22 protein-coding genes are annotated in these 21,788 nt (G+C 74.0%); 7 read left to right on the top strand and 15 right to left on the bottom strand.

Annotated features, from left to right (window positions below; all coding sequences use genetic code 11):
* Window positions 1-6 precede the first annotated feature (6 nt).
* Both FKM96_RS06055 and FKM96_RS06050 read left to right on the top strand, forming a co-directional pair.
* A complete protein-coding gene (locus tag FKM96_RS06055) occupies window positions 7-645 on the top strand; it encodes a hypothetical protein (RefSeq protein ID WP_147794472.1) in 639 nt (212 codons plus the stop codon).
* Entirely contained in the window at window positions 642-1,661 is a 1,020-nt protein-coding gene (locus FKM96_RS06050) for a glycosyltransferase family 2 protein (RefSeq protein WP_147794471.1), read from the top strand. The genes FKM96_RS06055 and FKM96_RS06050 overlap by 4 nt, the downstream gene beginning before the upstream one ends.
* Before the next feature lie 7 nt (window positions 1,662-1,668).
* Here FKM96_RS06050 and FKM96_RS06045 read toward each other — a convergent pair whose 3' ends face one another.
* Together FKM96_RS06045 and FKM96_RS06040 are read right to left on the bottom strand one after the other, a co-directional pair.
* On the bottom strand, window positions 1,669-2,433 hold the full coding sequence (locus FKM96_RS06045) for a phosphoribosyltransferase (RefSeq protein ID WP_147794470.1): 765 nt from the start codon (window positions 2,431-2,433) through the stop codon (window positions 1,669-1,671).
* Between the two features lie 154 nt (window positions 2,434-2,587).
* Window positions 2,588-3,364 carry an SDR family NAD(P)-dependent oxidoreductase gene (locus FKM96_RS06040; protein ID WP_147794469.1) on the bottom strand — a complete coding sequence of 259 codons (777 nt, stop codon included), beginning with the start codon at window positions 3,362-3,364 and terminating at the stop codon, window positions 2,588-2,590.
* 156 nt (window positions 3,365-3,520) lie between these two features.
* Between FKM96_RS06040 and FKM96_RS06035 the strand changes: the two genes are divergently transcribed.
* The gene (locus tag FKM96_RS06035; RefSeq protein WP_168216890.1) at window positions 3,521-4,627 is read left to right on the top strand and encodes a GntR family transcriptional regulator; all 1,107 of its coding nucleotides are present in this window, start codon (window positions 3,521-3,523) and stop codon (window positions 4,625-4,627) included.
* Window positions 4,628-4,650: 23 nt separating this feature from the next.
* On the opposite strand, the gene FKM96_RS06030 is transcribed toward FKM96_RS06035, so the two are convergent.
* The 10 genes from FKM96_RS06030 to FKM96_RS05985 all read right to left on the bottom strand — a co-directional run bounded on the left by FKM96_RS06030 (window position 4,651) and on the right by FKM96_RS05985 (window position 14,626).
* Window positions 4,651-5,574 (bottom strand): glycoside hydrolase family 76 protein, encoded by a 924-nt coding sequence (locus FKM96_RS06030; RefSeq protein ID WP_246855226.1) that lies wholly within the window; start codon window positions 5,572-5,574, stop codon window positions 4,651-4,653.
* Window positions 5,549-5,749 carry a hypothetical protein gene (locus FKM96_RS06025; RefSeq protein WP_147794466.1) on the bottom strand — a complete coding sequence of 67 codons (201 nt, stop codon included), beginning with the start codon at window positions 5,747-5,749 and terminating at the stop codon, window positions 5,549-5,551. The genes FKM96_RS06030 and FKM96_RS06025 overlap by 26 nt, the downstream gene beginning before the upstream one ends.
* A 93-nt stretch (window positions 5,750-5,842) precedes the next feature.
* Window positions 5,843-7,099 (bottom strand): ABC transporter substrate-binding protein, encoded by a 1,257-nt coding sequence (locus tag FKM96_RS06020; protein ID WP_147794465.1) that lies wholly within the window; start codon window positions 7,097-7,099, stop codon window positions 5,843-5,845.
* Window positions 7,100-7,161: 62 nt separating this feature from the next.
* Window positions 7,162-8,097 carry a carbohydrate ABC transporter permease gene (locus FKM96_RS06015; protein ID WP_147794464.1) on the bottom strand — a complete coding sequence of 312 codons (936 nt, stop codon included), beginning with the start codon at window positions 8,095-8,097 and terminating at the stop codon, window positions 7,162-7,164.
* A complete protein-coding gene (locus tag FKM96_RS06010; protein ID WP_246855225.1) occupies window positions 8,094-9,023 on the bottom strand; it encodes a carbohydrate ABC transporter permease in 930 nt (309 codons plus the stop codon). Before FKM96_RS06010 ends, FKM96_RS06015 begins: the two co-directional genes overlap by 4 nt.
* Window positions 9,024-9,082: 59 nt before the next feature.
* Window positions 9,083-10,426, bottom strand: coding sequence for a glycoside hydrolase family 125 protein (locus FKM96_RS06005; protein ID WP_147794463.1), 1,344 nt, complete (start codon window positions 10,424-10,426; stop codon window positions 9,083-9,085).
* Window positions 10,427-10,819: 393 nt separating this feature from the next.
* Window positions 10,820-11,149, bottom strand: coding sequence for a hypothetical protein (locus tag FKM96_RS06000; RefSeq protein ID WP_147794462.1), 330 nt, complete (start codon window positions 11,147-11,149; stop codon window positions 10,820-10,822).
* Window positions 11,130-11,771 carry a signal peptidase I gene (locus FKM96_RS05995; RefSeq protein WP_147794461.1) on the bottom strand — a complete coding sequence of 214 codons (642 nt, stop codon included), beginning with the start codon at window positions 11,769-11,771 and terminating at the stop codon, window positions 11,130-11,132. The genes FKM96_RS06000 and FKM96_RS05995 overlap by 20 nt, the downstream gene beginning before the upstream one ends.
* A gap of 117 nt (window positions 11,772-11,888) precedes the next feature.
* Window positions 11,889-12,512, bottom strand: a complete 624-nt coding sequence (locus FKM96_RS05990) for a hypothetical protein (protein WP_147794460.1) — start codon at window positions 12,510-12,512, stop codon at window positions 11,889-11,891.
* A 101-nt stretch (window positions 12,513-12,613) separates the two neighbouring features.
* On the bottom strand, window positions 12,614-14,626 hold the full coding sequence (locus FKM96_RS05985) for a bifunctional diguanylate cyclase/phosphodiesterase (protein WP_246855224.1): 2,013 nt from the start codon (window positions 14,624-14,626) through the stop codon (window positions 12,614-12,616).
* 226 nt (window positions 14,627-14,852) lie between these two features.
* Between FKM96_RS05985 and FKM96_RS05980 the strand changes: the two genes are divergently transcribed.
* The 4 genes from FKM96_RS05980 to FKM96_RS05965 all read left to right on the top strand — a co-directional run bounded on the left by FKM96_RS05980 (window position 14,853) and on the right by FKM96_RS05965 (window position 18,847).
* Window positions 14,853-15,527 carry a PilZ domain-containing protein gene (locus tag FKM96_RS05980; RefSeq protein WP_147794459.1) on the top strand — a complete coding sequence of 225 codons (675 nt, stop codon included), beginning with the start codon at window positions 14,853-14,855 and terminating at the stop codon, window positions 15,525-15,527.
* Window positions 15,528-15,604: 77 nt separating this feature from the next.
* Complete coding sequence (locus tag FKM96_RS05975; RefSeq protein WP_147794458.1) at window positions 15,605-17,302, top strand: DEAD/DEAH box helicase; 1,698 nt, start codon at window positions 15,605-15,607, stop codon at window positions 17,300-17,302.
* A 170-nt stretch (window positions 17,303-17,472) separates the two neighbouring features.
* Window positions 17,473-17,880: a peptide-methionine (R)-S-oxide reductase MsrB gene (gene msrB / locus FKM96_RS05970; protein ID WP_147794457.1), complete on the top strand. Its 408-nt coding sequence runs from the start codon at window positions 17,473-17,475 to the stop codon at window positions 17,878-17,880.
* 70 nt (window positions 17,881-17,950) lie between these two features.
* The gene (locus FKM96_RS05965) at window positions 17,951-18,847 is read left to right on the top strand and encodes an NERD domain-containing protein (RefSeq protein ID WP_147794456.1); all 897 of its coding nucleotides are present in this window, start codon (window positions 17,951-17,953) and stop codon (window positions 18,845-18,847) included.
* Window positions 18,848-18,876: 29 nt separating this feature from the next.
* On the opposite strand, the gene FKM96_RS05960 is transcribed toward FKM96_RS05965, so the two are convergent.
* From FKM96_RS05960 to FKM96_RS05950, 3 genes are all read right to left on the bottom strand, one after another.
* Window positions 18,877-19,344 carry a MarR family winged helix-turn-helix transcriptional regulator gene (locus tag FKM96_RS05960; RefSeq protein ID WP_210417375.1) on the bottom strand — a complete coding sequence of 156 codons (468 nt, stop codon included), beginning with the start codon at window positions 19,342-19,344 and terminating at the stop codon, window positions 18,877-18,879.
* A 38-nt stretch (window positions 19,345-19,382) separates the two neighbouring features.
* A complete protein-coding gene (locus FKM96_RS05955; RefSeq protein ID WP_147794455.1) occupies window positions 19,383-21,074 on the bottom strand; it encodes an MFS transporter in 1,692 nt (563 codons plus the stop codon).
* A gap of 131 nt (window positions 21,075-21,205) precedes the next feature.
* Window positions 21,206-21,733: a MarR family winged helix-turn-helix transcriptional regulator gene (locus tag FKM96_RS05950; protein ID WP_147794454.1), complete on the bottom strand. Its 528-nt coding sequence runs from the start codon at window positions 21,731-21,733 to the stop codon at window positions 21,206-21,208.
* Window positions 21,734-21,788 lie beyond the last annotated feature (55 nt).

Raw genomic sequence — 21,788 nt, 5'->3', positions numbered from 1 at the left:
GCTCGTATGTTCACCCGTCTCAAGGACGCCTGGGGCCGGTTCGCCACCAAGCGGCCGGGCGTCGCCCAGTTCGTCGTGTTCTTCGTGCTGAGCAACGGCATCACCGTGCTGCAGCTCGCGCTCATGCCGCTCATCAAGTGGCTGTTCGGCATGACGTCGCTGGTCGACACCTCGTTCCAGGTCTGGCCGATCGGCTCCAACCCGGACGGCTCGCAGTACTTCGTCTTCGACTACGCCGAGGGTGCGCTCCCGGGCGGCGGTGGCGGCCTGGCATACTTCCTGGCCGTGCAGATCACCCTGCTGATCGCCCAGGTCATCAACTTCTTCGCCCAGCGCAGCATCACGTTCAAGTCCAACTCGTCGGTCGCCAAGGCCGCGACCTGGTACGCCATCGCGTACGTGATCATCACGATCGCCGCGGCCGCGCTGCAGGGCCTGTACAAGGCGCCGATCTACGACCTGTTCATCGACACCTGGGGCCTCGGCGGCACCGGCGAGACGCTGGCCGACTTCGTCACGATGATCATCAACGCGGCGATCTCGTTCTGGGTGTTCTTCCCGATCTTCAAGGTCATCTTCAAGCAGGTCCCCGAGGACGCGGCCCCGGCCGCCGCCGCGGACGCCACGGAGGTGCGCTCGGCGTGAGCACCCCCGTCCTGACCGTCGTCGTCCCCGCGTACAACGCGGAGCCGTACCTGGCGCGCGCCCTCGACTCCCTCGTGGGGGCCGACGGCGTCGAGGTGCTGGTCGTCGACGACGGCTCGACGGACGGGACCGCGGCGCTCGCCCGCACCTACGAGGCCGCGCACCCCGGCACCGTGCGGCTGATCTCGAAGCCGAACGGCGGCCACGGGTCCGCGATCAACGCCGGCCTGGCCGAGGCGCGCGGCGCGTACCTCAAGGTCGTGGACGCGGACGACTGGGTGGACGGCCCGGCGCTCGCCTCGGTGCTGGCCACCCTGCGCGGGTTCCTCGACGCCGGCCGGCCGGTCGACCTGCTGGTGTCGAACTTCGTGTACGAGAAGGTCGGCAAGCGCACCAAGACCGTCGTGCGCTACCAGGGCGCGCTGCCCGCGGGGCGGGTGCTGCACTGGGGGCAGACCCGGCGGTTCGCCAAGCGGCAGTACCTGATGATGCACGCGCTGACCTACCGGACCGCCGTGCTGCGCGAGGCGGGCCTGGTGCTGCCCGAGCACACCTTCTACGTCGACAACCTGTACGCCCTGGTGCCTCTCGCGCACGTCTCGACGCTGTACTACCTGGACGTCGACCTGTACCGGTACTTCATCGGGCGCTCGGACCAGTCGGTGCAGGAGGCGGTGATGATCCGGCGCATCGACCAGCAGCTGCGGGTCAACCGGCTCATGCTCGAGCACCTGTCGCGGGTGCGGGTCGCCGACCGGCGGCTGCGGGCCTACCGGCTGCACTACGTCGAGATCATCTGCGCCGTGTCGTCCATCCTGCTGATCCGCGCCGGGACCCGCGGGCACCTCGCGGAGAAGGACCGGCTGTGGGCCGAGCTGCGTGCGCAGGACCCGTGGCTGTACCGCAAGGTGCGCTGGTCGGTGCTCGGGCAGATCTCCAACCTGCCCGGTCCCGCGGGGCGCCGGGTGTCGGTGCTCGCGTACCGGGTGGCGCAACGGGCCATCGGGTTCAGCTGACTCCCACCTAGGCCGGCCGCGCCGCGCGGGCCGCCCGCAGCAGGCCCGCCACCTCGTCGTCGCGCGGCGGTGCGAAGTCCGCGTACTCCAGCCCCACCGCCTGGAACCGCGCGGGCGACCGGAGGCACACCAGCTCGTCGGCCTCGGCGGCCAGCACGGCGGCCGTGTCGGGCGGGCACACCGGCAGCGCCACGACGACCCGCCCCGCGCCGCCCCGGCGCAGCGCGGCCACCGCCGCGCGGACCGTCGACCCGGTCGCCGCCCCGTCGTCGACCACGACCACCGCCCGCCCCGCGACGGGCAGCGCGAGCAGGTCGCGTCGGAAGGCCGCCTCGCGCCGCCGCAGCTCGACGAGCTCCGCCGCGCGCACCGCGTCGAGCACCGCCGCCGGCACCCGGGCCGCGCGCAGCACCGGCTCGTGCCGCACCTCCACCACCTCGCCGCCCAGCCCGGCGAGCGCGCCCATCGCGAGCTCCGGCTGCCGCGGCAGGCCGAGCTTGCGCACCACCAGCACGTCGAGCGGCGCGCCGAGCGCCTCGGCGACCGGGACGGCGACGGGCACGCCGCCGCGGGGGACCGCGAGCACGACGACGCCCGGCCGGGCGGGCGCGGACGCGGCGGAGGTGGACGCGGGAGGAGCGGAGGCGGACACGGGCGGTCGCGGCGTCGACGCGCGGGACTCGGTGTCGGACGGGGGCCTCGCGGAGGCCGCGAGCCGCCCCGCGAGCGCGGCGCCCGCCTGCGCCCGGTCCGCGAACGGTTCCCGACCCATGGTGCCCCCGACGCTACGCGCCCCGGGGTCCCGGTGCGCCTGCGGCCCCGCGCCCCGGCGCCTCGACCGGTGAGGTCGTCACATCCTGGTGAGGTCGTCACTCATGAGTGACGACCTCACGAGCTCGTGACGACCTCATGCGCTCGTGACGACCTCAGCGCTGCATGACCGAGCCGCACGTCAGGTCGAGGATCGCGCCGGTGACGGCCCCCGCACGGTCCGACGCCGCGAACGCCGCCGCGTCCGCCACCTGCTGCAGCGTCGGCATCCGGTCGAGCGCGGTGCCCTCGGTCATGAACCGCTCGGCCTCGCGGACCGCCGGGGTCCGCTCGCCCCACGTCTCCGGCAGGGCGTCGGGCCGCAGGCACACCACCCGGACCCCGTGCCGGCCGACCTCGCCGGCGAGCGAGCGGGTCAGCTCCTCGACCGCCGCACACGCCACCCCGAACCCGCCGGTCGCGTGGAACCGCCGGTCCCGGCCCGCCAGCGCCGCCGCCGAGGTGGACAACGTGAGGATCACCCCCGAGCCCGCCTCCGTCATCCGGCGCGCCGCGGCGGTGGCGGTGCAGAACTGCGAGCGCAGGCCGGTCATCGCGGGCAGCAGGAAGTCGTCGACCGGCATCTCGCGCAGCGGCGTCCCCTGGAGGTCGCCGCGCAGGCTGGTCGCGTTCAGGCTGACGTCCAGCCGGCCGTGCTCGGCGACCACGGCGCCGACGTGCGCGTCCACCGCCTCGGGGTCGGCCGCGTCCACGACGGCGACCTCGACGTGCCCGCCGGCGCGCCGCACGTCGTCGGCGACCGCGTCCAGCGGGTCGCGCCGGCGGCCCACGAGCACCACGTGCGCGCCCTCCCGTGCGAACGTCCGGGCGGCCGCGCCGCCGACCGCGCCGGCCGCCCCGTAGACGACCGCGATCCTGTCCTCGAGCAGCATGCCCACCCCCGGTCCGTCGGGCGGGGCCGCTCCGTCGCGTCCCCGCTGCGTGCCAGTCTCCCGCGCCCGCACCACGCCGCGCGGCGCGTTGGGGCACGCGCGGCGGCACGCGCCGATAGATTGAATATGATCGAACGACATCGACGGAGGTCACGCGTGGTGCTCTACCGGCAGGTCTACGACGCCTTGCGCGACCGCATCGCGGACGGCACCTACGCCGTCGGCGACCGGCTCCCCTCCGAGGCCGAGCTGTCCCAGGAGTACTCGGTCAGCGCGATCACGGTGAAGCGGGCCCTGGACCTGCTGCGCGCGGACGGCCTGATCGTGCGGCGCCCGCGGCTCGGGACGTTCGTGACCAGCGCGGAGCCGCAGACCTCGCGGGCGCCGGGCTCCGCGCCCGCCCGGCCGTTGATCGGCTGCGTGGTCACGAACTTCGACGACACGTTCGGCAGCCGCGTGCTCGAGGGCCTGCTGGCGGGCGCCGGGACCGACGACCACCTCGTGCTCAAGCGGTCGTCCGGCGACGTCGAGCGGGAGGACGCGAGCATCCGGTCGCTGCTCGACGCGGGTGTCTCGGGCCTCGTGCTGCAGCCGTCGTCGTCCGAGTACATCCCCCCCGCCGCGCTCGAGCTGGTGACCCGCCGGTTCCCCCTGGTGATCCTCGACCGCGTGTACGACGGCATCCCGGTGTCGTCGGTGCGGTCGGACAACCTCGCGGGAGCGATCGCGGCGACGGCGCACCTGTTCGAGCTCGGGCACACGAGCGTGGGGTTCGTCAGCGCCGCCAGCCACGTCTCCACGAGCGAGGAGCGCCGCAACGGCTGGGTGCACGCGCACGCGGCGTTCCACCGGACGCTCGACGACACCGCGGAGCTGCGGGCCATCGGCTCGACCGTGCCCGGCAGCACGGTGACCAAGGAGGAGGACGTCGAGCGGCTGGTCGACTTCGTCCGTGCCCACCCGCACGTCACTGGCTACCTCGCGGCGGAGTACAACATCGCGCTGCTGCTCCGGGAGGCGTGCCGCCGGCTCGGCCTGCGCGTGCCGGAGGACGTGTCGGTGGTGTGCTTCGACCACCCGGACGCGGCGTTCGACGACGGACTGTTCCGGTTCACCCACGTCCGGCAGCAGCAGGCCGCGCTGGGCGACCGGGCGATCGACGGGGTGCGCCGGCAGCGGGCCGACCGGAGCGCCGTGGAGAAGGTGCTGCTCCCGACGGAGCTGGTCGTCGGGTCGTCGACCGCGCCCCCGCCCGCGGGCTGACCCGTCGGGCGGGGGCACGGCGCTCACCCCTCGGCCGCGGCGACCCGCTCCCGGGCCGGGTACCCCGCCTCGATCCGGCAGCGCTGCTCCACGGCCATGATCGCGCTGAGCAGGGTCGAGTACGGGATCGGGCCGCTGGTCGGCCGGCTCCAGTCGTTGCCCGGTCGCAGCCGGCCGTCGTGCAGCCCGTGCGCCACGAGTGCGTCGGTGCCGGCGCGGACGAACGCCTCGAGCGCCGACCGGTCGTCCCCCGGGGGCAGCACGGCCAGCAGGGTGCCGAGGTACCGGTAGAACACGCCCTTGAACAGCCCCTCGTCCCCGCCGTCACCCTCGTCCCGGAACACGGTGCCGTCGCTGAGCTCGGTGATCGCTGTGCGCGCGGTCCGCACGGCCCGCGCGAGCGCCGACGGGTCGCCGGTCGTGCGCCCCTGCTCGACCAGGGCGCCGATGTAGAGCCCCTGGTTGTAGGTGAAGCGCCACTGGACGTCGACCCGCCCGTCGCCCTCGCGGTTGACGCCGTCCTCGACGAACCCGTCGGGCCCGACCAGCGTCCGCTCCAGCCAGCCGAGCGCGCGCTCCGCGTAGGAGCGGAACGCGCGCGACCCGGGGTCGTCGACCGCGCGCTCCAGGCGCAGGGACAGGATGACGAGCGGGCCGTTCGCCGGGGTGTTCTTGTACGCGAGCTGCTGCTTGCGCCACGCGAGGCTCGGGCCCTGCTCGTCGTTCCAGCCGTGCTCGACGACGTGGTCCCAGATCGCGACGGCGTCGGCGAGCGGGCGCGGGTCGCCGTCGGCCTCGTGCAGCCGCAGCAGCGCGAGCGCGAACCACAGCATGTCGTCGAAGTAGTCGTTGAACAGCGAGCCGCCGTTGCGCTCGACGATGTTGTCGACGGTCTCCCGCGCGCGGTCGAGCCAGCGCGGGTCACCGGTGCGCTCCCAGGCGTCCACCCGCACGTCGACGACGTGGGCGAGCCACCAGTAGTTGAAGGTCGCCGGCTGGCCGGTGCCCGGCGGGGTGGCTGTTGTGCAGGTGCTGCGGCCAGGGCGCGCCGAAGAAGTGGTCCAGGCTGTCCTGGGCCAGGTCGGCGACCCGACCCCAGTCGCGGTCGTCGGTGGTGGTCATCGGTGGTTCCCCGTTCTCCGAGTGGTGCGGTGCGGTGCCCGGCCCGCGCCGCCGAGGAGGCGACGCGGGCCGGGTGCGGATGCGGCTGGCGGCTCAGCGCGCCGCGGCGAGCAGCGCGTCGCCCTGCTCCTGGGCCTGCTGCAGCGCCTGCTCGGCGGACAGCTCGCCGGCCATGAACTGCTCGAGGGCGGGCACCAGCGCCTTGCCCTCGACGTCCGAGAAGCCCTCGACGTTCGGCCGGACCTGGGCGTAGTCCATGGTGCGGATGTACGCCGCGTATCTCGGGTCCTCGGTGAAGTAGGGGTCGTTCGCGGCCTCGACGTTCGCCGGGATCCAGCCCGAGATCTCGCCGAACGCGACGCCGTTCTCCGGCTGGGTCGTCCACCAGCGCATGAACTCCCAGGCGCCCTCGGGGTTCTTCGCGCCCTCCGGGATCACCAGCCCGAAGCCGCCCATGTACGCGCCGGGGCCGGCGGGGCCCGTCGGCGGCTCGACGACCGAGTAGGAGAGGCCGTCGACCTGGTCCAGCGTGGCGAGCGCCCAGGGGCCGTCGAGCTTCATCGCGACGGTGCTCTCGGCGAACGGGTCGGTGCCGTCGCCGAACCCGAGCTCGTACACGCCCTCGTCCATCAGGTCCTGCCAGAGGGCGAGCACCTCCAGCCCCTCGGGGCTGTTGAACGCCGTCTCGGTCTCGTCCTCGTTCAGCAACGAGCCGCCGGCCTGGGTGAGGAACATGTTGAACAGGCCGGGGTCGCTGAGGTCGAAGCCGGCGCGCTCGAGCGTGCCGCCGTCCCGCTGGGTCAGCGCCACCGCGGCCGTGCGCAGCTCGTCCCAGGTGGTCGGCGCGGTGACGCCGGCCTCGTCGAGCGCCGTCTGGTTGACCAGCAGCGACCGGTTGTCGACCAGCAGCGGCAGGCCGTACAGCGCGCCGTCGACCTCCATCTCGCCCAGCGCGGGTGCGTAGAACGCGTCCAGGTCGACGTCGTCCGCGGCGACCATGTCGTCGATCGGCGCCAGGGCGCCCTTCGGGGCGTACAGCGACGTCTGGTACCGGTCCCAGAGCACGACGTCCGGCACGGCGCCGCCGGCGAGGGCGGTCAGCAGCTTCTCCTCGACGAGGCCCTGGGACACGTACTCGACCTCGTAGTCGTCCTGCGAGGCGTTGAACGCGGCGGCCTGCTCCTCGAGCTGGGCGACCTGGTCGCCGGACCAGGAACCCCAGAACACGACGGGCTCGGGGCCGTCGCCGGAGCCGGTCCCGCCGCCGTCGCCGCCGCCGCTGCCGCAGGCGGTGACGGTGAGCAGGGACGCGAGCGCCAGGGCGACGCCGGTGGTGGTAGATCTCCTCATCGAGCTCTCCTCAGGGATGGGTCGGGGCGTGCGGGGGTCAGGGAGGTGGGAGGGGGAGGGTGTCACTTGCTGCCGACGTGGGCGACGCCCTCGATGATCCAGCGCTGCGCGACGAGGAAGACCAGGAGCACGGGCAGGCTGGCGACGACCGTCCCGGCCATCAGCGGGCCGAACGCGGTCTCGTAGTCGTTGACGAACGACGACAGCCCGACCTGGACGGTCATCATCGACGGGTCGTTCAGCACGATCAGCGGCCACAGGAAGTTGTTCCAGCCGGCCTGGAACGACAGGATCCCCAGCACGGCCAGACCGGCGCGGGCCAGCGGGAAGTACACCTGCACGAAGATGCGGAACTCGCTCGCGCCGTCGATGCGCGCGGCCTCGCCGAGCTCGTCCGGCAGCGTCTCGAAGAACTGCTTCATGAAGAACACCGCGAACGCCCCGGCCGCGCCGGGCACGATCACCGCGGCGTAGGTGTTGAGCAGGCCGAGCCCGCCCTGGCCGAGCAGGTCGTTGCCGCCCGCCAGCGGGAAGTGCCGCAGGATCAGGAACGTCGGGATCATCGTCACGATGCCCGGGATCATCAGCGACGACAGGAACAGCGCGAAGACCCCGGCGCGGCCCCGGAACCGGAGCTTGGCGAGCGCGTAGCCGCCGAGCCCGCCGAAGAACACGTTCGTGACGGCCCCGCCGATCCCGAGGACCAGGGAGTTGACGAAGTACCGGCCGAACGGCACGTCCTGGAACACCCGCGCGAAGTTGGCGAGCGTCGGGTTGTCGGGGATCAGCGACAGCGCGCCGGACAGGATCTCGGTGGCCGGCTTGAACGCCGTGGCCAGGGTCCAGACCAGCGGCGCGACCATGACGACCGCCAGGACCGTGACGGCGACGTACCAGACCGCGGCCCCGAGGCGCCGACGGCGGGAGCGCGGCCGCGGGCGGGTGGACGGCGGGGTCGGCGCGGCGGCGGGGGCCGGGCGCTCGGCGACGGCGGTCATCGGGCGGCCACCGTGCTCGGCACCGCGGCGGGCACGCGCCGTCTGCGGACGCGGCCGCTGTCGCCCGGCCGGTTCAGCCGCGCGTTGACCAGCGAGAACACCAGGATGATGAGGAACAGCACGAACGACAGCGCCGAGGCGTAGCCCATCTCCAGCGAGCCGAAGCCCTTGTTGTAGATGTAGTAGACCATCGTCACCGTCGAGTTCCCGGGCCCGCCCTTCGTGAGGACGTAGGCCTGGTCGAACACCTGGAACGCCCCGATGATCAGCAGCGTCGAGACGAGGAACGTGGTGCGCGTGAGCGACGGCAGCGTCACGTACCGGAACTGCTGCCACAGGTTCGCGCCGTCCAGGCGGGCCGCCTCGTAGAGGTCGCCGGGCACCCCCTGCAGGCCGCCCAGGAAGATGATCATGTTCGTGCCGAACCCGGCCCACACGCTCATCAGGACGATCGCGGTCATCGCCCACTGGGAGTCGTAGAGCCAGCGCGGGCCGTCGATGCCGAACCAGCCGAGAGCGACGTTGAGCAGACCCTTCTGCGGGTTGAGCAGCCAGTACCAGATGGTCGCGGTGGCGACCGTGGACGAGACCACCGGGATGTAGAACAGGGTCCGGAACAGCCGGACGGCCCGGTACGAGCGGTTCAGCAGCAGCGCGGTCCCCAGGGCGACGACGAGCCCGAGCGGCACGTACATCAGCGTGTACCGGGCGGTGTTCCGCAGCGCCGTCCAGAAGAACGCGTCGTCCCAGATGCGCGCGTAGTTCTCCCAGCCGACCCAGGTGGTGTCGCCGATGATCGCGTAGTCGGTGAGGCTGATGACCGCCGCCATGCCCATCGGCAGCAGCATGAAGACCACGAACAGCGCCAGTGGCACGGCGAGGAACCACCAGCCGGCGCGGCGCATCTGCCGCGCCGTGGCGCTCACCGGCCGCTGCGCGGGTGCGCGGCGCGGCGCCCGGGCCGGCGCCGTGGCCACCGCCCCGGTCACGACGCGCTCCCGGCCACGGCGCGCGGGGCGGGCGTGGGGCGGGCGGCGGTGCGCAGCCCGGCGACCTCCAGCACGAGCTCGCAGAACATCGCGTCGGCCCAGGAGAACCACTCGCGCGTGAACCGGGTCGGGTCGTCCTTGTGGAACGACTCGTGCGTCGACCCGGTGCCGGCGTCCGTGGCCAGCAGCGTGTCCAGCAGCCGCGCGCGCTCGGCGTCGTCGGTGCTGGTGAGGCCCTCGAGCGCGAGCGCGATCGGCCAGATGTGGTCCGGCGGGGTGTGCGGGCTGCCGAGCCCGCGCGCCGCGGTCCCCACGAGATACGTGGGGTTGTCCGGGCTGAGCACGAACGCCCGGGTGGCCAGGTACAGCGGGTCCTCCGGGGAGCACCACCCGAGGTAGGGCAGCGACAGCAGGCTGGGGACGTTCGCGTCGTCCATCAGCAGCGCGCCGCCCAGCCCGTCGACCTCGTACGCGTAGATCGCGCCGTGTCCCGCGACCTCGACGACGCCGTGCTCGGCGATGCCGCGCTCCAGCTCGGCGCGCAGCACGCGGGCCTCGGCGGCGAGGTCGTGGTCGCCGAGGACGTGGTCGGCCGCGTCGGCGACGTCCGCCAGCACGACGGACGCGAACGCGTTCCCCGGGACGAGGTACCCGTACCGGCAGGCGTCGTCGCTCGGGCGGAACCCGGACCAGGACATCCCGGTGACCGCGGTCGGCGTCCCTCGCCCGTCGCGGACCAGGGTGTCCGACGGCGGGCAGTCGTCCCGCTCGAACCGGTAGGGCGAGCGGGCCTCGTGGTCCTGCTCGGTGCGCCACAGCGCGATCGTCGCCCGGGCGGCGGCGCGGTACCGCTCGTCGAGGTGGTCGGTGCGGCCGGTCACCCGCCGGATGTCCGCGGCGAGGTGCAGCGGCGCGCAGAGCGAGTCGATCTCGTACTTGCGCTCCCACACCCACGGCGACTGCTGCGTGCGGTCGCCCGCGTGCCCGGCGCCGGTCGGGCCGGCGTTGAACGCGTTCGCGTACGGGTCCCGGGCGACCTGGTCCAGCTGCCGCCGGTTCACCGCGACCAGCAGGTCGGCGACCTCGGCGTGATCGCCCGCGACGTGCAGGTAGGGCGCGAGCTGGGCGCTCGAGTCCCGCAGCCACATCGCCGGGATGTCCCCGGTGACCACGAACGCCGTGCCGTCGGGCTGGGGCTGCACCGTGCGGCGCAGCGTGTCGCCGTAGGCGGCCTCGAACCGCTGCGCCGTGGTCGCGTCGGTGCGCTCCCGGACGGCGGTGCCGACCTCGCGGACGAGGTCCTCGATCCATCGAGCCACGTGCTCCTCCGTCTTCGTCATCGAAACCGCCGCACCGTCGCGACGGGAGTGAGCATGTTGAATATAAGTGACGGGGACCCAGCGGCGCAACGGTGCTTCCGCGCGTGGTGGTGGGCGCCGGTCGCGTCCTGTGGTGCGCCCGTGGGCGACGTGGAGGGTCGATTCTGCCTTGACCGGATGCGACAATGCATTCAATATATGTAAGACGTCGGGACGAGCACGCGCGTCACAGGACCGCCGTCGACCAGAAGCGACGGCACCGACCTGGGCCTCGACCGCCGGGTGGTGCCGCTCGAGCCCGAGTCGCCGCCGCGTCCGTGCCCATGCACGGTCGCCGAGATGCCAACTCTCGGCTGCGTGGTGCGTTCCGCGCTCAGCCGAGAGTTGCCATCTCGGCGACGGTGCGCACGCGCATCAGGGGAGCGGGGTCGGCTCGTCCAGGGTGGCGGTCGGGGCGTCCGTCGGGGCCGGCGTCGCGCCGTCCGTCGGGGTGATCGTGATCGTGATGGTCACCGTGGCGGTCGAGCCGAACTGCGCCGACGCAAAACCCGCCGCCGGGCCGATGAGCGCGGCGCCGACCAGGAGCGTCGCGAGGACCAGCCGGCCCCAGCGGCCGAGCAGCGGCGCCTCGCCCGCGTCCGGCGTCGAGCCCGCAGCGCCCGCAGTGCCCGCCGCGCCCGCCGCGCCACCGGTCGCCTCCTGCGCCCCCGCCGCGGGGCGCCGGTCAGCCGAGGAGGAGCGCATCGTCGTGCCGCTCGCGCGCGGACGGTCGGCGTTCGCCGGCGGCGCGCCGCGCGCGCCGGTCGTCGAGCAGGGACAGCACCTCGAGCGTGGCCAGCGCCGCGAGCGGCGGCACCAGCATCACGGCCCGCCCCTGCGCCGAGCCCGCCCAGTCGAGCACCCAGCCCCAGCGCGGGTAGACGTCGAGGATGATGCCGCGGACCTGGCTCAGCGGGGTGGCGTTGGGGTCGGGCTCGGCGTTGGCGTCGCCCTTCGTGTAGATGTACGGCCGGGTCAGGGCGTCGCCGGTCTCGGGGTCGTAGGCCTGGACCATGCGGCCGCTGGCCGCGTCCTGCTGGAGGACGGGCAGGTTGCGCAGGGCGACGATCCGGTGCGTCACGAGCTGGTCGCCGCCGGCGGGCCAGAACGTCGCGACCTGGCCGACGCGCAGCTGCGACGGGTCGTCGATCCGGCGCATGACCACGGCGTCGCCGGCGTCGAACGACCCCTGCTCGGGGCCGGACATCGAGCCGGACGTGACGATGAGCAGGCGCTGGCCGTTGGCCTGGAACCACAGCGGGACCGCGAGCGAGGTGGCGTAGGCGAGGCCGCAGACGGCGATGACGGTCCACAGGGCCGTGCGCACCGCGCGGCGGCCCCTCGTCCGGGGGGTGGCGTGCCGCGGTCGCTCCGGGTGGGGTGCCCGGCGCTCGACCGCGGGGGCCGGCCTCCTGCTCATCTGCGTCTCAGCGCCTCCGGCGGGTCAGGACGTGCGGTGCGGGTCGTCGGCCTGCTCGGCGAGGAAGGTCAGCGTGAGATCGGCACGCTTCTCCTGGAACTCGTTCCCGAGGTCCAGCGGGATCGAGACGCGGATGCACAGGTCCTCCGCCTGTGCAGAGATCAGCGGACGCTCCGTCACGACGAGGTCGGTCGCGGAGCCCGACAGGCCGTCGGCGGGCTCGCTGATCGGGGCGACGCCGGCGACGCCGTCCGCGTCGCACGACGGCACGCCGGCGAACACGGCGAGGGAGAGGGCGCCCGCGAGCCCGCTCTCGTCGCTCGTCGCGGCGTACTGCACGCGGTAGTCCAGCGCGAGAGAGCCCGCGTTGGTGACGGTCACCGGGCTGAAGATCTCGTCACCGGGCGCCAGGTTGCCGGGCGGCAGCGTGAACGCGGCGTCCTCGCCGGCCTCGATGTCGACGGAACCGGTGATGATGCCGGAGCGCCCGGCGTCGTCGTTGTCCGTGAAGATCGCGGAGGTCACCAGGGAGGTCATGCCGAGCGCGGCCATGCCGAGGATCCCGACGGTCGCGACCAGGCGGCGGCGCCGCGCCGGGTCCCGCCGCGGCGGCGGGGGCGTGATCATCTCGCGGAGCAGCTCGTCCATCCGGGTGGTCATCCTCACGGGTGATCGGAACGGGTGTTACCAGGGCCTATCGGACGAATGGTGACGCACCTTGAGGCGTTCTGCCCGTTTCTGGAGTGAAGTCACGTGACGGCGTGTCGCGCGGCGGGGTCACGCGGCAGGTCCTCGGGCCGCAGCCGGTCCGGCGCGACCGCGGGGGAGTAGAGGTAGCCCTGGGCCTGGTCGACCGTCAGCCGGCGCAGCAGCTCGGCGGTGGTGGTGTCCTCGACGCCCTCGGCGACCACCTGGAGCCCGAACGAGTGCGCCAGGTCGACCATCGCCTTGACGATGACCTCGGAGCCCTCGCCGCCGCGGGTGGTGAGGTCGGCGACGAACAGCCGGTCGATCTTCAGGCCGTGGACGGGCAGGTCGCGCAGCTGGGAGATCGACGTGTTGCCGATGCCGAAGTCGTCGATCGAGACCCGGACGCCGGTGTCGCCCAGCCGCTGCAGCACGGGGACGACGCGCGACGGGTCGCTGACCAGGGCGGTCTCGGTGATCTCGGCCTCGAGCAGCTCCGGCGGGACGTCGTGCCGGGCGAGCAGGTCCTCGATGACCTCGACGACCGCGTGCGAGGTGACGTCGTGCGCGGACAGGTTCACGGCGACCGGCACGGGGTCCCCCTGGGTGCGCCAGGCGGCGAGCTGGGCGACCGCGACGCGCAGGGCGTACCGGGTGAGGTCGTGGATGAGGCCGGACTGCTCGGCGAGCGGCACGAACAGGTCGGGCGGCAGCATCCCGCGGGTGGGGTGCCGCCAGCGCATGAGCGCCTCCAGCCCGACCGTGCGGCCGGTGCGCAGGTCGATCTTCGGCTGGTAGTGCAGCTCCAGCTCGTCGTCGACGCCGAGCGCGCGGTGCAGGTCGCCGAGCAGGACCAGGCGGGCGGGGGAGGAGTCGTCCTCCTCCGGCGAGTACACGGACACCCCGAGCCGGTGCGTCTTGGCGGTGTACATGGCGACGTCGGCCATCCGCATGAGCGACGAGGCGTCGTCGGCGTGGTCGGGCAGGCAGGCCACGCCGATCGAGGTGTCGACGTGCAGGGCGAGGTCGCCGAGCATGAACGGCGGCACGAACAGCTGGCGCACCCGGCGGGCGGCGGCGTCCGCGTCGGCGACCGAGCGGACGTCGGTGAGCACGATGGCGAACTCGTCCCCGCCGAGCCGCGCCACCATGTCGTGCTCGCGCAGCGCGCCCCGCAGCCGCTGGGCGACCTGCTCGAGCAGCTCGTCGCCGCGGTCGTGGCCGAGCGAGTCGTTGATGTCCTTGAACCGGTCGACGTCGAGCAGCGCCAGCCCGACCGTCGTCCCGGCGGCCTCGGCGTCGGCGATCGACCGCTCGAGCTTGTCGCCCAGCATCCGGCGGTTCGGCAGCCCGGTGAGCGAGTCGATCAGCGCCAGCCGGGCGTTCTCCAGGGCGGAGGACTGCAGCCGGCGCGACGCGTTCCACACGGTGCGGAACAGCAGCACCCACAGCAGCGCCAGCCCGCCGACGACGACGAGGGTCACGGTGCGGGTCGCGCTGGTGACCGCGTCGGTCGTGCCCTGGTAGTCGAGCATCACCTCGGCCGCGCCGACCACGACGCCGTCGTGCCGCACGGGGACGTACACGTCGAGCAGCGTCGACTCCGAGCCGCCGAACTCCTCGCCCCGGACCTCGGTGACGACCCGCGCGTCGGGCTCGCGCTGCCGGACCGCGGCGTCGAGCCGCTCGCCGTCGGGGAACCCGGTGGCGTCGGCCTGCGAGTCGTACAGCAGCGTCGAGTCCACGGTCCACAGCCGCAGCCGGCGCAGCTCGCGGAAGCCGGCGACCTGCTCCGAGACGGCGGTGGCCTGCTCGGGCGCGAGCACGCCGACGGTGAACGCCTCCTCGGGCACGGACGACGAGGCGTACGACTCGATGCTGCGGGCCAGGGCGATCCCGTCACGCTGGGCCTGCTCGCGCATGACGTTGCCGGTGACCCACACGAGCGCGGCGCCGAGCGCGAGCATGGCGACGACACTGACGACGGCGAAGTACCGGGTCAGGGGCCAGCGCCGGGTCGGGGTAGCCAGCTCAGCCTCGAATGCTCGGAGGGTCGGGCCGGCGCGGGTCCGCACCGGTCTCGGGCCGAGGGTAAGGGCCCGTTGCCGGAAATGGCGAGAAGATCCTCGTTGTGGCGGTACGTCGGATTTGCCCGAGGGTGCCGGGCGGGTGCGCCCGCAGCGGGTGAGAAGCTGTCGCGACACGGATCCCCACCCGTTCGGAGCACGTGCGCGCGTCCTGCCTCGGGGTAACGTCGCCCCGCCCACGCCCTGATCACCCCCCTCGGACGGATCTGCCTGCATGCACGAGCTCGCGCTCTGCTCGGTCGAGCACGACGGCCACGCCGTCCTCAGCGGCTACGTCCGCACCTTCGAGGACGGCGTGCTCTGGGCGGGCTTCGAGGGGATCGTGCGCGGGGTCGCCGAGGGCGACGTCTACCTGCTCCGGGTGCTCGACGACGCGCGCGGCGAGTGCGTGTACCAGGGCGAGGTCGCGCGCATCACGGCGGACACGGTCGCGTTCGTCGGGGTCGAGCTGCTGTCGACGCTGCAGAAGCGCGCGGTCGCGCGGGTGGCGGTGCACGTCGAGGTGCAGGGCTTCGCGCGGCTCGCGGCGGTGCGGGAGGAGCACGAGCACGGCCACGAGCACGGGGCGGGCCCCGCGGCGGAGGCCGTGGAGGTCGACGGCGAGGCGGAAGAGGTCCCGTTCGTCTTCACCGTCCTCGACGTCTCCGCGCACGGGATGCGTATGATGAGCCAGACCGAGCTGCCCCTGGGCAGCGAGGTGAGGTTCGTCTTCCCCGAGCTGTCCGCCGCGTTCTGGCTGCAGGCGGTCGTCGTCCGTGCCCAGCCCTCGCGCTCCGGGACGCACTACGGCTGCCGGTTCGTGGAGACCTCCGACCGGGAGACGGACGAGCTGTTCTCCTACGTCCTGCGCACGCAGGGCGCCCTGCGCCGCCAGCAGAAGCTCGCCTGACCGAGCCGCCGGCGCCGGTCGCCGCCCCGCGCGCAGCGGCCGCGGACCCCCGACCACCGCCGGAAAGGCGCCCCTTCATGCCTCGCTTCACCGACCTCGGTGTGCCCGCCGCTCTCGCGCAGTCCCTCGCGCAGCGCGGGATCACCGAGCCGTTCCCCATCCAGACCGCCACGCTGCCCGACACGCTCGCCGGGCGCGACGTGCTCGGCCGCGGCCGCACCGGCTCCGGCAAGACGATCGCGTTCTCGCTGCCGGTCGTGACGCGCCTCGCGGACTCGAAGTCCCAGCGCGCCAAGGCCCGCCCGCGCGCGCTGATCCTCGCGCCGACCCGCGAGCTCGCCACCCAGATCCACGCCACCATCGAGCCGCTCGCGGCCACGGCCCGCCTGTCGTCGACCACCGTGTTCGGCGGCGTCGCGCAGAGCCGCCAGGTCAGCGCGCTGAACGGCGGCATCGACATCCTCGTCGCCTGCCCCGGCCGGCTCGAGGACCTCATCAAGCAGGGCCTGTGCTCGCTCGACGCGGTGGAGATCACCGTGCTCGACGAGGCGGACCACATGGCCGACCTCGGGTTCCTGCCGGTCGTGAAGCGGCTGCTCGACAAGACCCCGCGCGGCGGTCAGCGTTTGCTGTTCTCGGCGACGCTCGACAACGGGGTCGACACCCTCGTCAAGCGGTACCTCGACAAGCCGACGACGCACTCGGTCGACCCCGAGGTCGCGCCGGTGTCGACCATGACGCACCACGTGCTCGCGGTCGCGGACGCCGACGCGAAGAAGGAGGTCGTCCGCGAGCTCGCCTCCGGCACCGGCCGCCGCGTGCTGTTCACGCGCACCAAGCACCAGGCCAAGAAGCTCGCGAAGCAGCTCACCCAGGACGGCATCCCCGCGGTCGACCTCCAGGGCAACCTCGGTCAGGGCGCCCGCGAGCGGAACCTCGCGGCGTTCACCTCGGGCGAGGTCAAGGTCCTGGTCGCGACGGACATCGCGGCGCGCGGCATCCACGTCGACGACGTCGAGCTCGTCGTGCACGTCGACCCGCCGGCCGAGCACAAGGCGTATCTGCACCGCTCCGGCCGCACCGCCCGCGCGGGCTCCGGCGGCGACGTCGTCACCGTGATGCTGCCCGAGCAGGCCGGCGACGTCCGCGACCTCACCCGCAAGGCGAAGATCACCGCGACCCCGCAGCGCGTCGCGCCGGGGTCGCCCGTGGTCGCGGCGCTCGTCGGCGAGGTGGCGGCGCACGTCGCGCCGGCGCCGGTCGCGGCGCCCGCGCAGCCGTCCCGGTCGCGGGGCGGCTCGGGTGGCCGGGGGACGTCGGGCGCCGCGGCGTCCGGCGGTGCCGGCGCGTCGGGCGGCCGCGGTCGTCGCGGCGGCGGCGCGGGCTCGCGCCCGGCCGCCGCGGGCTCGCGCCCGGCCGAGGGCGGGCAGCGCTCCGGCCGCGGTGCGGGCGCCCCGGCCGGCGGTGCGCGCCCGGCGCGCCAGGGCGGGGGCTCCTCCGCGCCGGCGTCCGGCGGCCGCGGCCGGTCCGACCGCGGGCGCAGCGTCCCGGTGCTCGGCGGCTCGATGGTCGCGTGGACCTCGGGCGGCGACGCGCCGTCCACCGGCTCGTACGGCGGCCGGGGCGGTGCCCCCGCGGGCGCGCGCTCGGGCGGCGCGGGCCGGTCGCGCGGCGCCGGCCAGGCCGGCGGCGCGGGTGCGGGTGCGGAGGGTCAGGGCGGCGCCCGTCGCCGCCGCGGCGGCCGCGGCCGCTCGGGCGGCGGCGCGCAGCAGTAGCCGCCGCCGCGACCTACGGCACCTCCGCCCGCGACCGGCCTCCGGTCGCGGGCGGTCGCGCGTCCGGGCACCGTGGTGGAACACCGCGCCCCGCATCCGTGTTCTGCTGCCGGCGGACCAGCCCCGGCCGCACCGGGCGGGGCGTCCGCGCCGGCGAGAGGAGCACCGCGATGGCGGACAAGACCTACGAGGTCACCAAGGACGAGTCGCAGTGGCGGGTCGAGCTGGACCCCGCCGAGTTCCAGGTGCTGCGCCTGGCCGGGACCGAGCGCCCGTGGACCGGCAAGCTGCTCGACGAGGAGCGCGAGGGCGTGTACCGCTGTCGCGCCTGCGGCAACGAGCTGTTCCGGTCCGAGACCAAGTTCGACTCCCACTGCGGGTGGCCGAGCTTCTTCTCCCCGCTGGCGGGCGACAAGGTCGACCTGATCGAGGACCGCAGCCTGGGCATGGTGCGCACGGAGGTGCGCTGCGCGAAGTGCGGGTCGCACCTCGGGCACGTGTTCGACGACGCGCCGCAGACGCCGACGGGTGACCGCTACTGCATGAACTCGGTGAGTCTGACCTTCGACCCGAAGTAGGCTGCCCCCCGTGTGGGGGAGGGGAGCGCCGATGCTTCAGGGAAAGCGGTCTGCTGCCGATATCCCGGAGGTGGAACAGGCCCTGATCGTCCGCCGGTGGCGCCGCTACGGCGCCGACCGGCTGTACGTCACGGCCGAGACCGGCGCGCCCCTCGGCAGCGTCGACCTCGCCACCGGCCAGGTGGCCGTGGAGGCCGACGCTGCCGCCCTCGAGGGCGAGGGCCTGGAGCAGGCCGTGCGCGGCGCCGCGCAGGCCTACCTGCGCGCCGACGTGCCCGAGCTGGTCGTCCCGACCGCCGACGTGCTCCCGGAGGACGAGCCGCAGCCGGAGCCGGAGCCGCGTCCCCGGGGCCGGCGCGCCCGCCGGGACGCGTGCGAGGAGGCCCCGGCCGACGACACCGCGGACGCCCCGGCGCGCCGCGGCCGGCACCGCGCCGACGACCTCGTGAGCCCGCGCCCCGACGCCGAGCCGCGGGGCGCCCGCGAGAGCCTCTGCGACCGCCTGGACCGGCTGATGCTGGACGGGTGGCACGTGCTGCACGACGTCCCCGTCGGCCGGCAGGGCTCGGTGGTCGCCCACCTGCTGATCGGCCCGCCCGGGGCGTTCGCCGTCGCCGAGCGGCCCGCCGCCGCGTCCGGGCCGGAGCGGCTGGTGCTGGACTCCCGGCACCTGTCCGCGGACGGTCGCGGCGTCGCCGACCTGCGCGACGTGCGGCTGACGGCCGCCCGCGCGGGCTCGCTGCTGCGTGCCGCCGTCGGGTCGCCGGTCGCCGTGCGGGGCGTGCTGGTCGTGCACGGCACCGTCGAGGTGCTGGCCCCGTCGCCCTACGACGCGCTGGTGCTGCCGGACGCGGACGTGCCGGACGTGTTCGCCGCGATGCCGGTGCGCTGGTCGCCGGGGCGGGTGGACGCGGTCGCGGCGATCGCCCGGCGCCGGAGCACCTGGGCGCTCAGCCGCGCGGTCTGAGGCCTCCGCGCCGTCGCGGGGGCGCGCCGTCAGGACCTCGGCTGCTCCCGCGGCGGCGTCGCCGCCAGCGACTCGTTCAGCCGGTGGAGCTGGTCCGCCAGCAGCCCCTGGTCCTCGGCCGCCCACGTCCCCAGCGCGGCGGACAGGTAGGCCCGCCGCGCGACCCGCGCCGCGTCCACCCGGCGCGCGCCCTCGGCCGTCACGCGGATGAGCTGCCCGCGCGAGTCGTCGGGGTCGGGCCGGCGCTCGATGAGCCCGAGCTGCTCCAGTCGCCCGAGCTGCCGCGACATCGTGCCGCGGCCGACGCCGATGTGCTCGGCGAGCTCGCTGGCCCGGACGTCGGGTTCCCGCTCGATGCGCACCAGCAGCGGGTACGCCGAGGGCTCGAGGTCGGGGTGCACCTCGCGGGCGAGGCGCTCGGCCGAGGCGCGCGCACGGCGGAGCAGCAGCCCGAGCTCGGACTCGATGCGCGCGACGGGGTCGGTCGGGGTGTCCACCGACCCATTGTGGACGACGCGAGGCGGACCCGCGGTGGTCAGGCCCGGTGGGCCGGGGTGCCCTGCTGGGCGTCCGTCAGCTCGGCCTCGGCCTGCAGGCCGACCGCCTGCTGGGCGCCGGGGGTGCCGGCCTCGGCCAGGACGGCCTCGCCGGTCTGCTCCTGGTCGAGCAGCTGCTCGACGCCGGACCGGCGGCCGAGCGGCACCTCCTTGAGGAACAGCACGGCGATCAGGGCGACGACGCCCAGCGGGACCGCGATGAGGAACAGGTCCGCGATGCCGTGGCCGTAGGACGACTCGACGATCGTCTTGACCGGCTCCGGCAGCGTGGAGACGTCCGGCACCGAGGTGGTGCCGCCGCCGAGCGCGGCGGGGTCGATGCCCGCGGACACCAGGCCGTCGGTGAGGTAGCCGGTGATCCGGTTGCCGAGCACCGCGCCGAGGGCCGAGACGCCGATCGCGCCGCCGAGGGTGCGGAAGAACGCCACGGTCGCCGTGCCGGAGCCGGTCTCGGAGACGTCCAGGATGTTCTGCACCGCGAGGACCAGGTTCTGCATCAGCATGCCGACGCCGGCGCCCATGATGAACATGAACAGGCCGACCAGGACGAAGCTGGTGTCGTACCGGATGGTGCCCATCAGGGCCAGGCCGCCGGTCAGCAGCACGCCGCCCGCGATCATGAAGCCCTTGTAGCGGCCGTACTTGGTGATGAACCGACCGGCGATCGTCGACGACAGGAACAGGCCGAGGATCATCGGGATCGTCAGCAGGCCGGACTGCGTCGGGGTCTTGCCGCGCGCCACCTGCATGTACTGGCTGAGGAACACCGAGGTGCCGAACATCGCCACGCCGACCGCGACCGAGGCGATGACGGACAGGACGACGGTGCGGTTCTTGAACAGGTGCATCGGGATGATCGGGTCCGCGACCTTGTTCTCGACCAGGACGGCGATCGCCAGCACCGCGAGGGCGCCGATCACCATGACGCCGGTCTGCCACGACAGCCAGTCGAACTTGTCGCCGGCGAAGGTGACCCAGAGCAGCAGCGAGGCGATGCCCACGGAGATGAGCGCGGCGCCCCAGTAGTCGATCCGCACGACCTTGCGGGCCATCTGCGGCAGGTGCAGCGTGCGCTGCAGCACGATGATCGCGGCGACCGCGAACGGCAGCCCGACGAAGAAGTTCCAGTGCCAGGACAGGCTGTCGGTGATGACGCCGCCGAGCAGCGGGCCGCCGACCATGCCGATGCCCATGATGCCGCCCATGAGGCCCATGTACCGGCCGCGCTCGCGGGGGCTGAGGATGTCGGCCATCAGGACCGTGGCGAGGGCGGTGAGGCCGCCGGCGCCGATGCCCTGCAGGGCGCGCATGCTGATGAGGAAGCCGACGGTCTGCGAGAAGCCGGCCGCCGCGGACGACAGCACGGAGATGACCAGCGCGATCTGGATGAGGAGCTTGCGGTTCACCAGGTCGGCGAGCTTGCCCCAGATCGGGGTGGTGATCGTGGTGGTGAGGAGGGTCGCGGTGACGACCCAGGTGTAGGACGACTGCGACCCCTTGAGGTCGCTGACGATCTTCGGCAGGGAGCTCGACACGACGCTCGTGGCCAGGATGGACACGAACATGCCGAGCAGGATGCCGGAGAGGGCCTCCATCACCTGCCGGTGGTTCATCGCGGGCGCGGGCCCGCGGTCGACGGTCGGGCTCTCGGCCCGGGTGGTGCTGCTCATGCGTGAACTCTGCTTTCGCCCTGGGATGCGGTGCCCGGCGCCGTCGGCGGACGTGGTGGTGGTGCGGCGCGGCCGGTGCGGTCGCGTGCTGCGGGGGCCGGTGCGCGCGGCTGCGCACCGACCGGGGTGGGTCAGGTCGCCGCGGCGGCGAGCGCCGGCGCGCGGGGGTCGTCGGCCGGGGTGCCCGTCGGGGCCGGGTCTGCGGCGGGGCGCGTGCCGAACTCGGCCATCGTGTCCGCGATCCGCTCGAGGACCGCGGACGCCTCGGCCAGCTCGGCGGGCGTCCAGGCGCTGAACGCCTCGGCGGCCCGCGCGTCCATCGCGACCTTGGTGTCGGCCGTGAACGCCCTGCCGCGCTCGGTGAGCCGGACCGTGCGGACGCGGCGGTCGGTGCCCGGCGCGTCCGGGGTGCTGCGCTCGGCGTAGCCCGACTCGACCAGCTGGCTGGCCTGCCGGCTCGCGACCGAGATGTCGACGTGCAGGTGCTGCGCCACGTCGCCGATGCCCAGCTCGCCGACCTTGTCCAGCAGCCAGAGCAGGCTGAGGGCGGCGCGAGGGCAGTCGAGGTCGCGCGCCAGCTCGGTGCCGACCTCGCGCTGCACGCGCTGCAGACGCGCGATCGCGTCGATGAGCACGCGGTAGGCGGGGGTGCTGGGCACGGCGGGGACCTCTTTCATTGGTTGCAGCAGGCAAACTATCACAACGGTTGCGCTG

This window comes from Cellulomonas sp. Y8 (assembly GCF_008033115.1).
In the GTDB taxonomy this organism is placed as follows: domain Bacteria; phylum Actinomycetota; class Actinomycetes; order Actinomycetales; family Cellulomonadaceae; genus Cellulomonas.
Note: the sequence above shows the minus strand (reverse complement) of the source record. Positions and strands in the feature narration are given on the sequence as shown.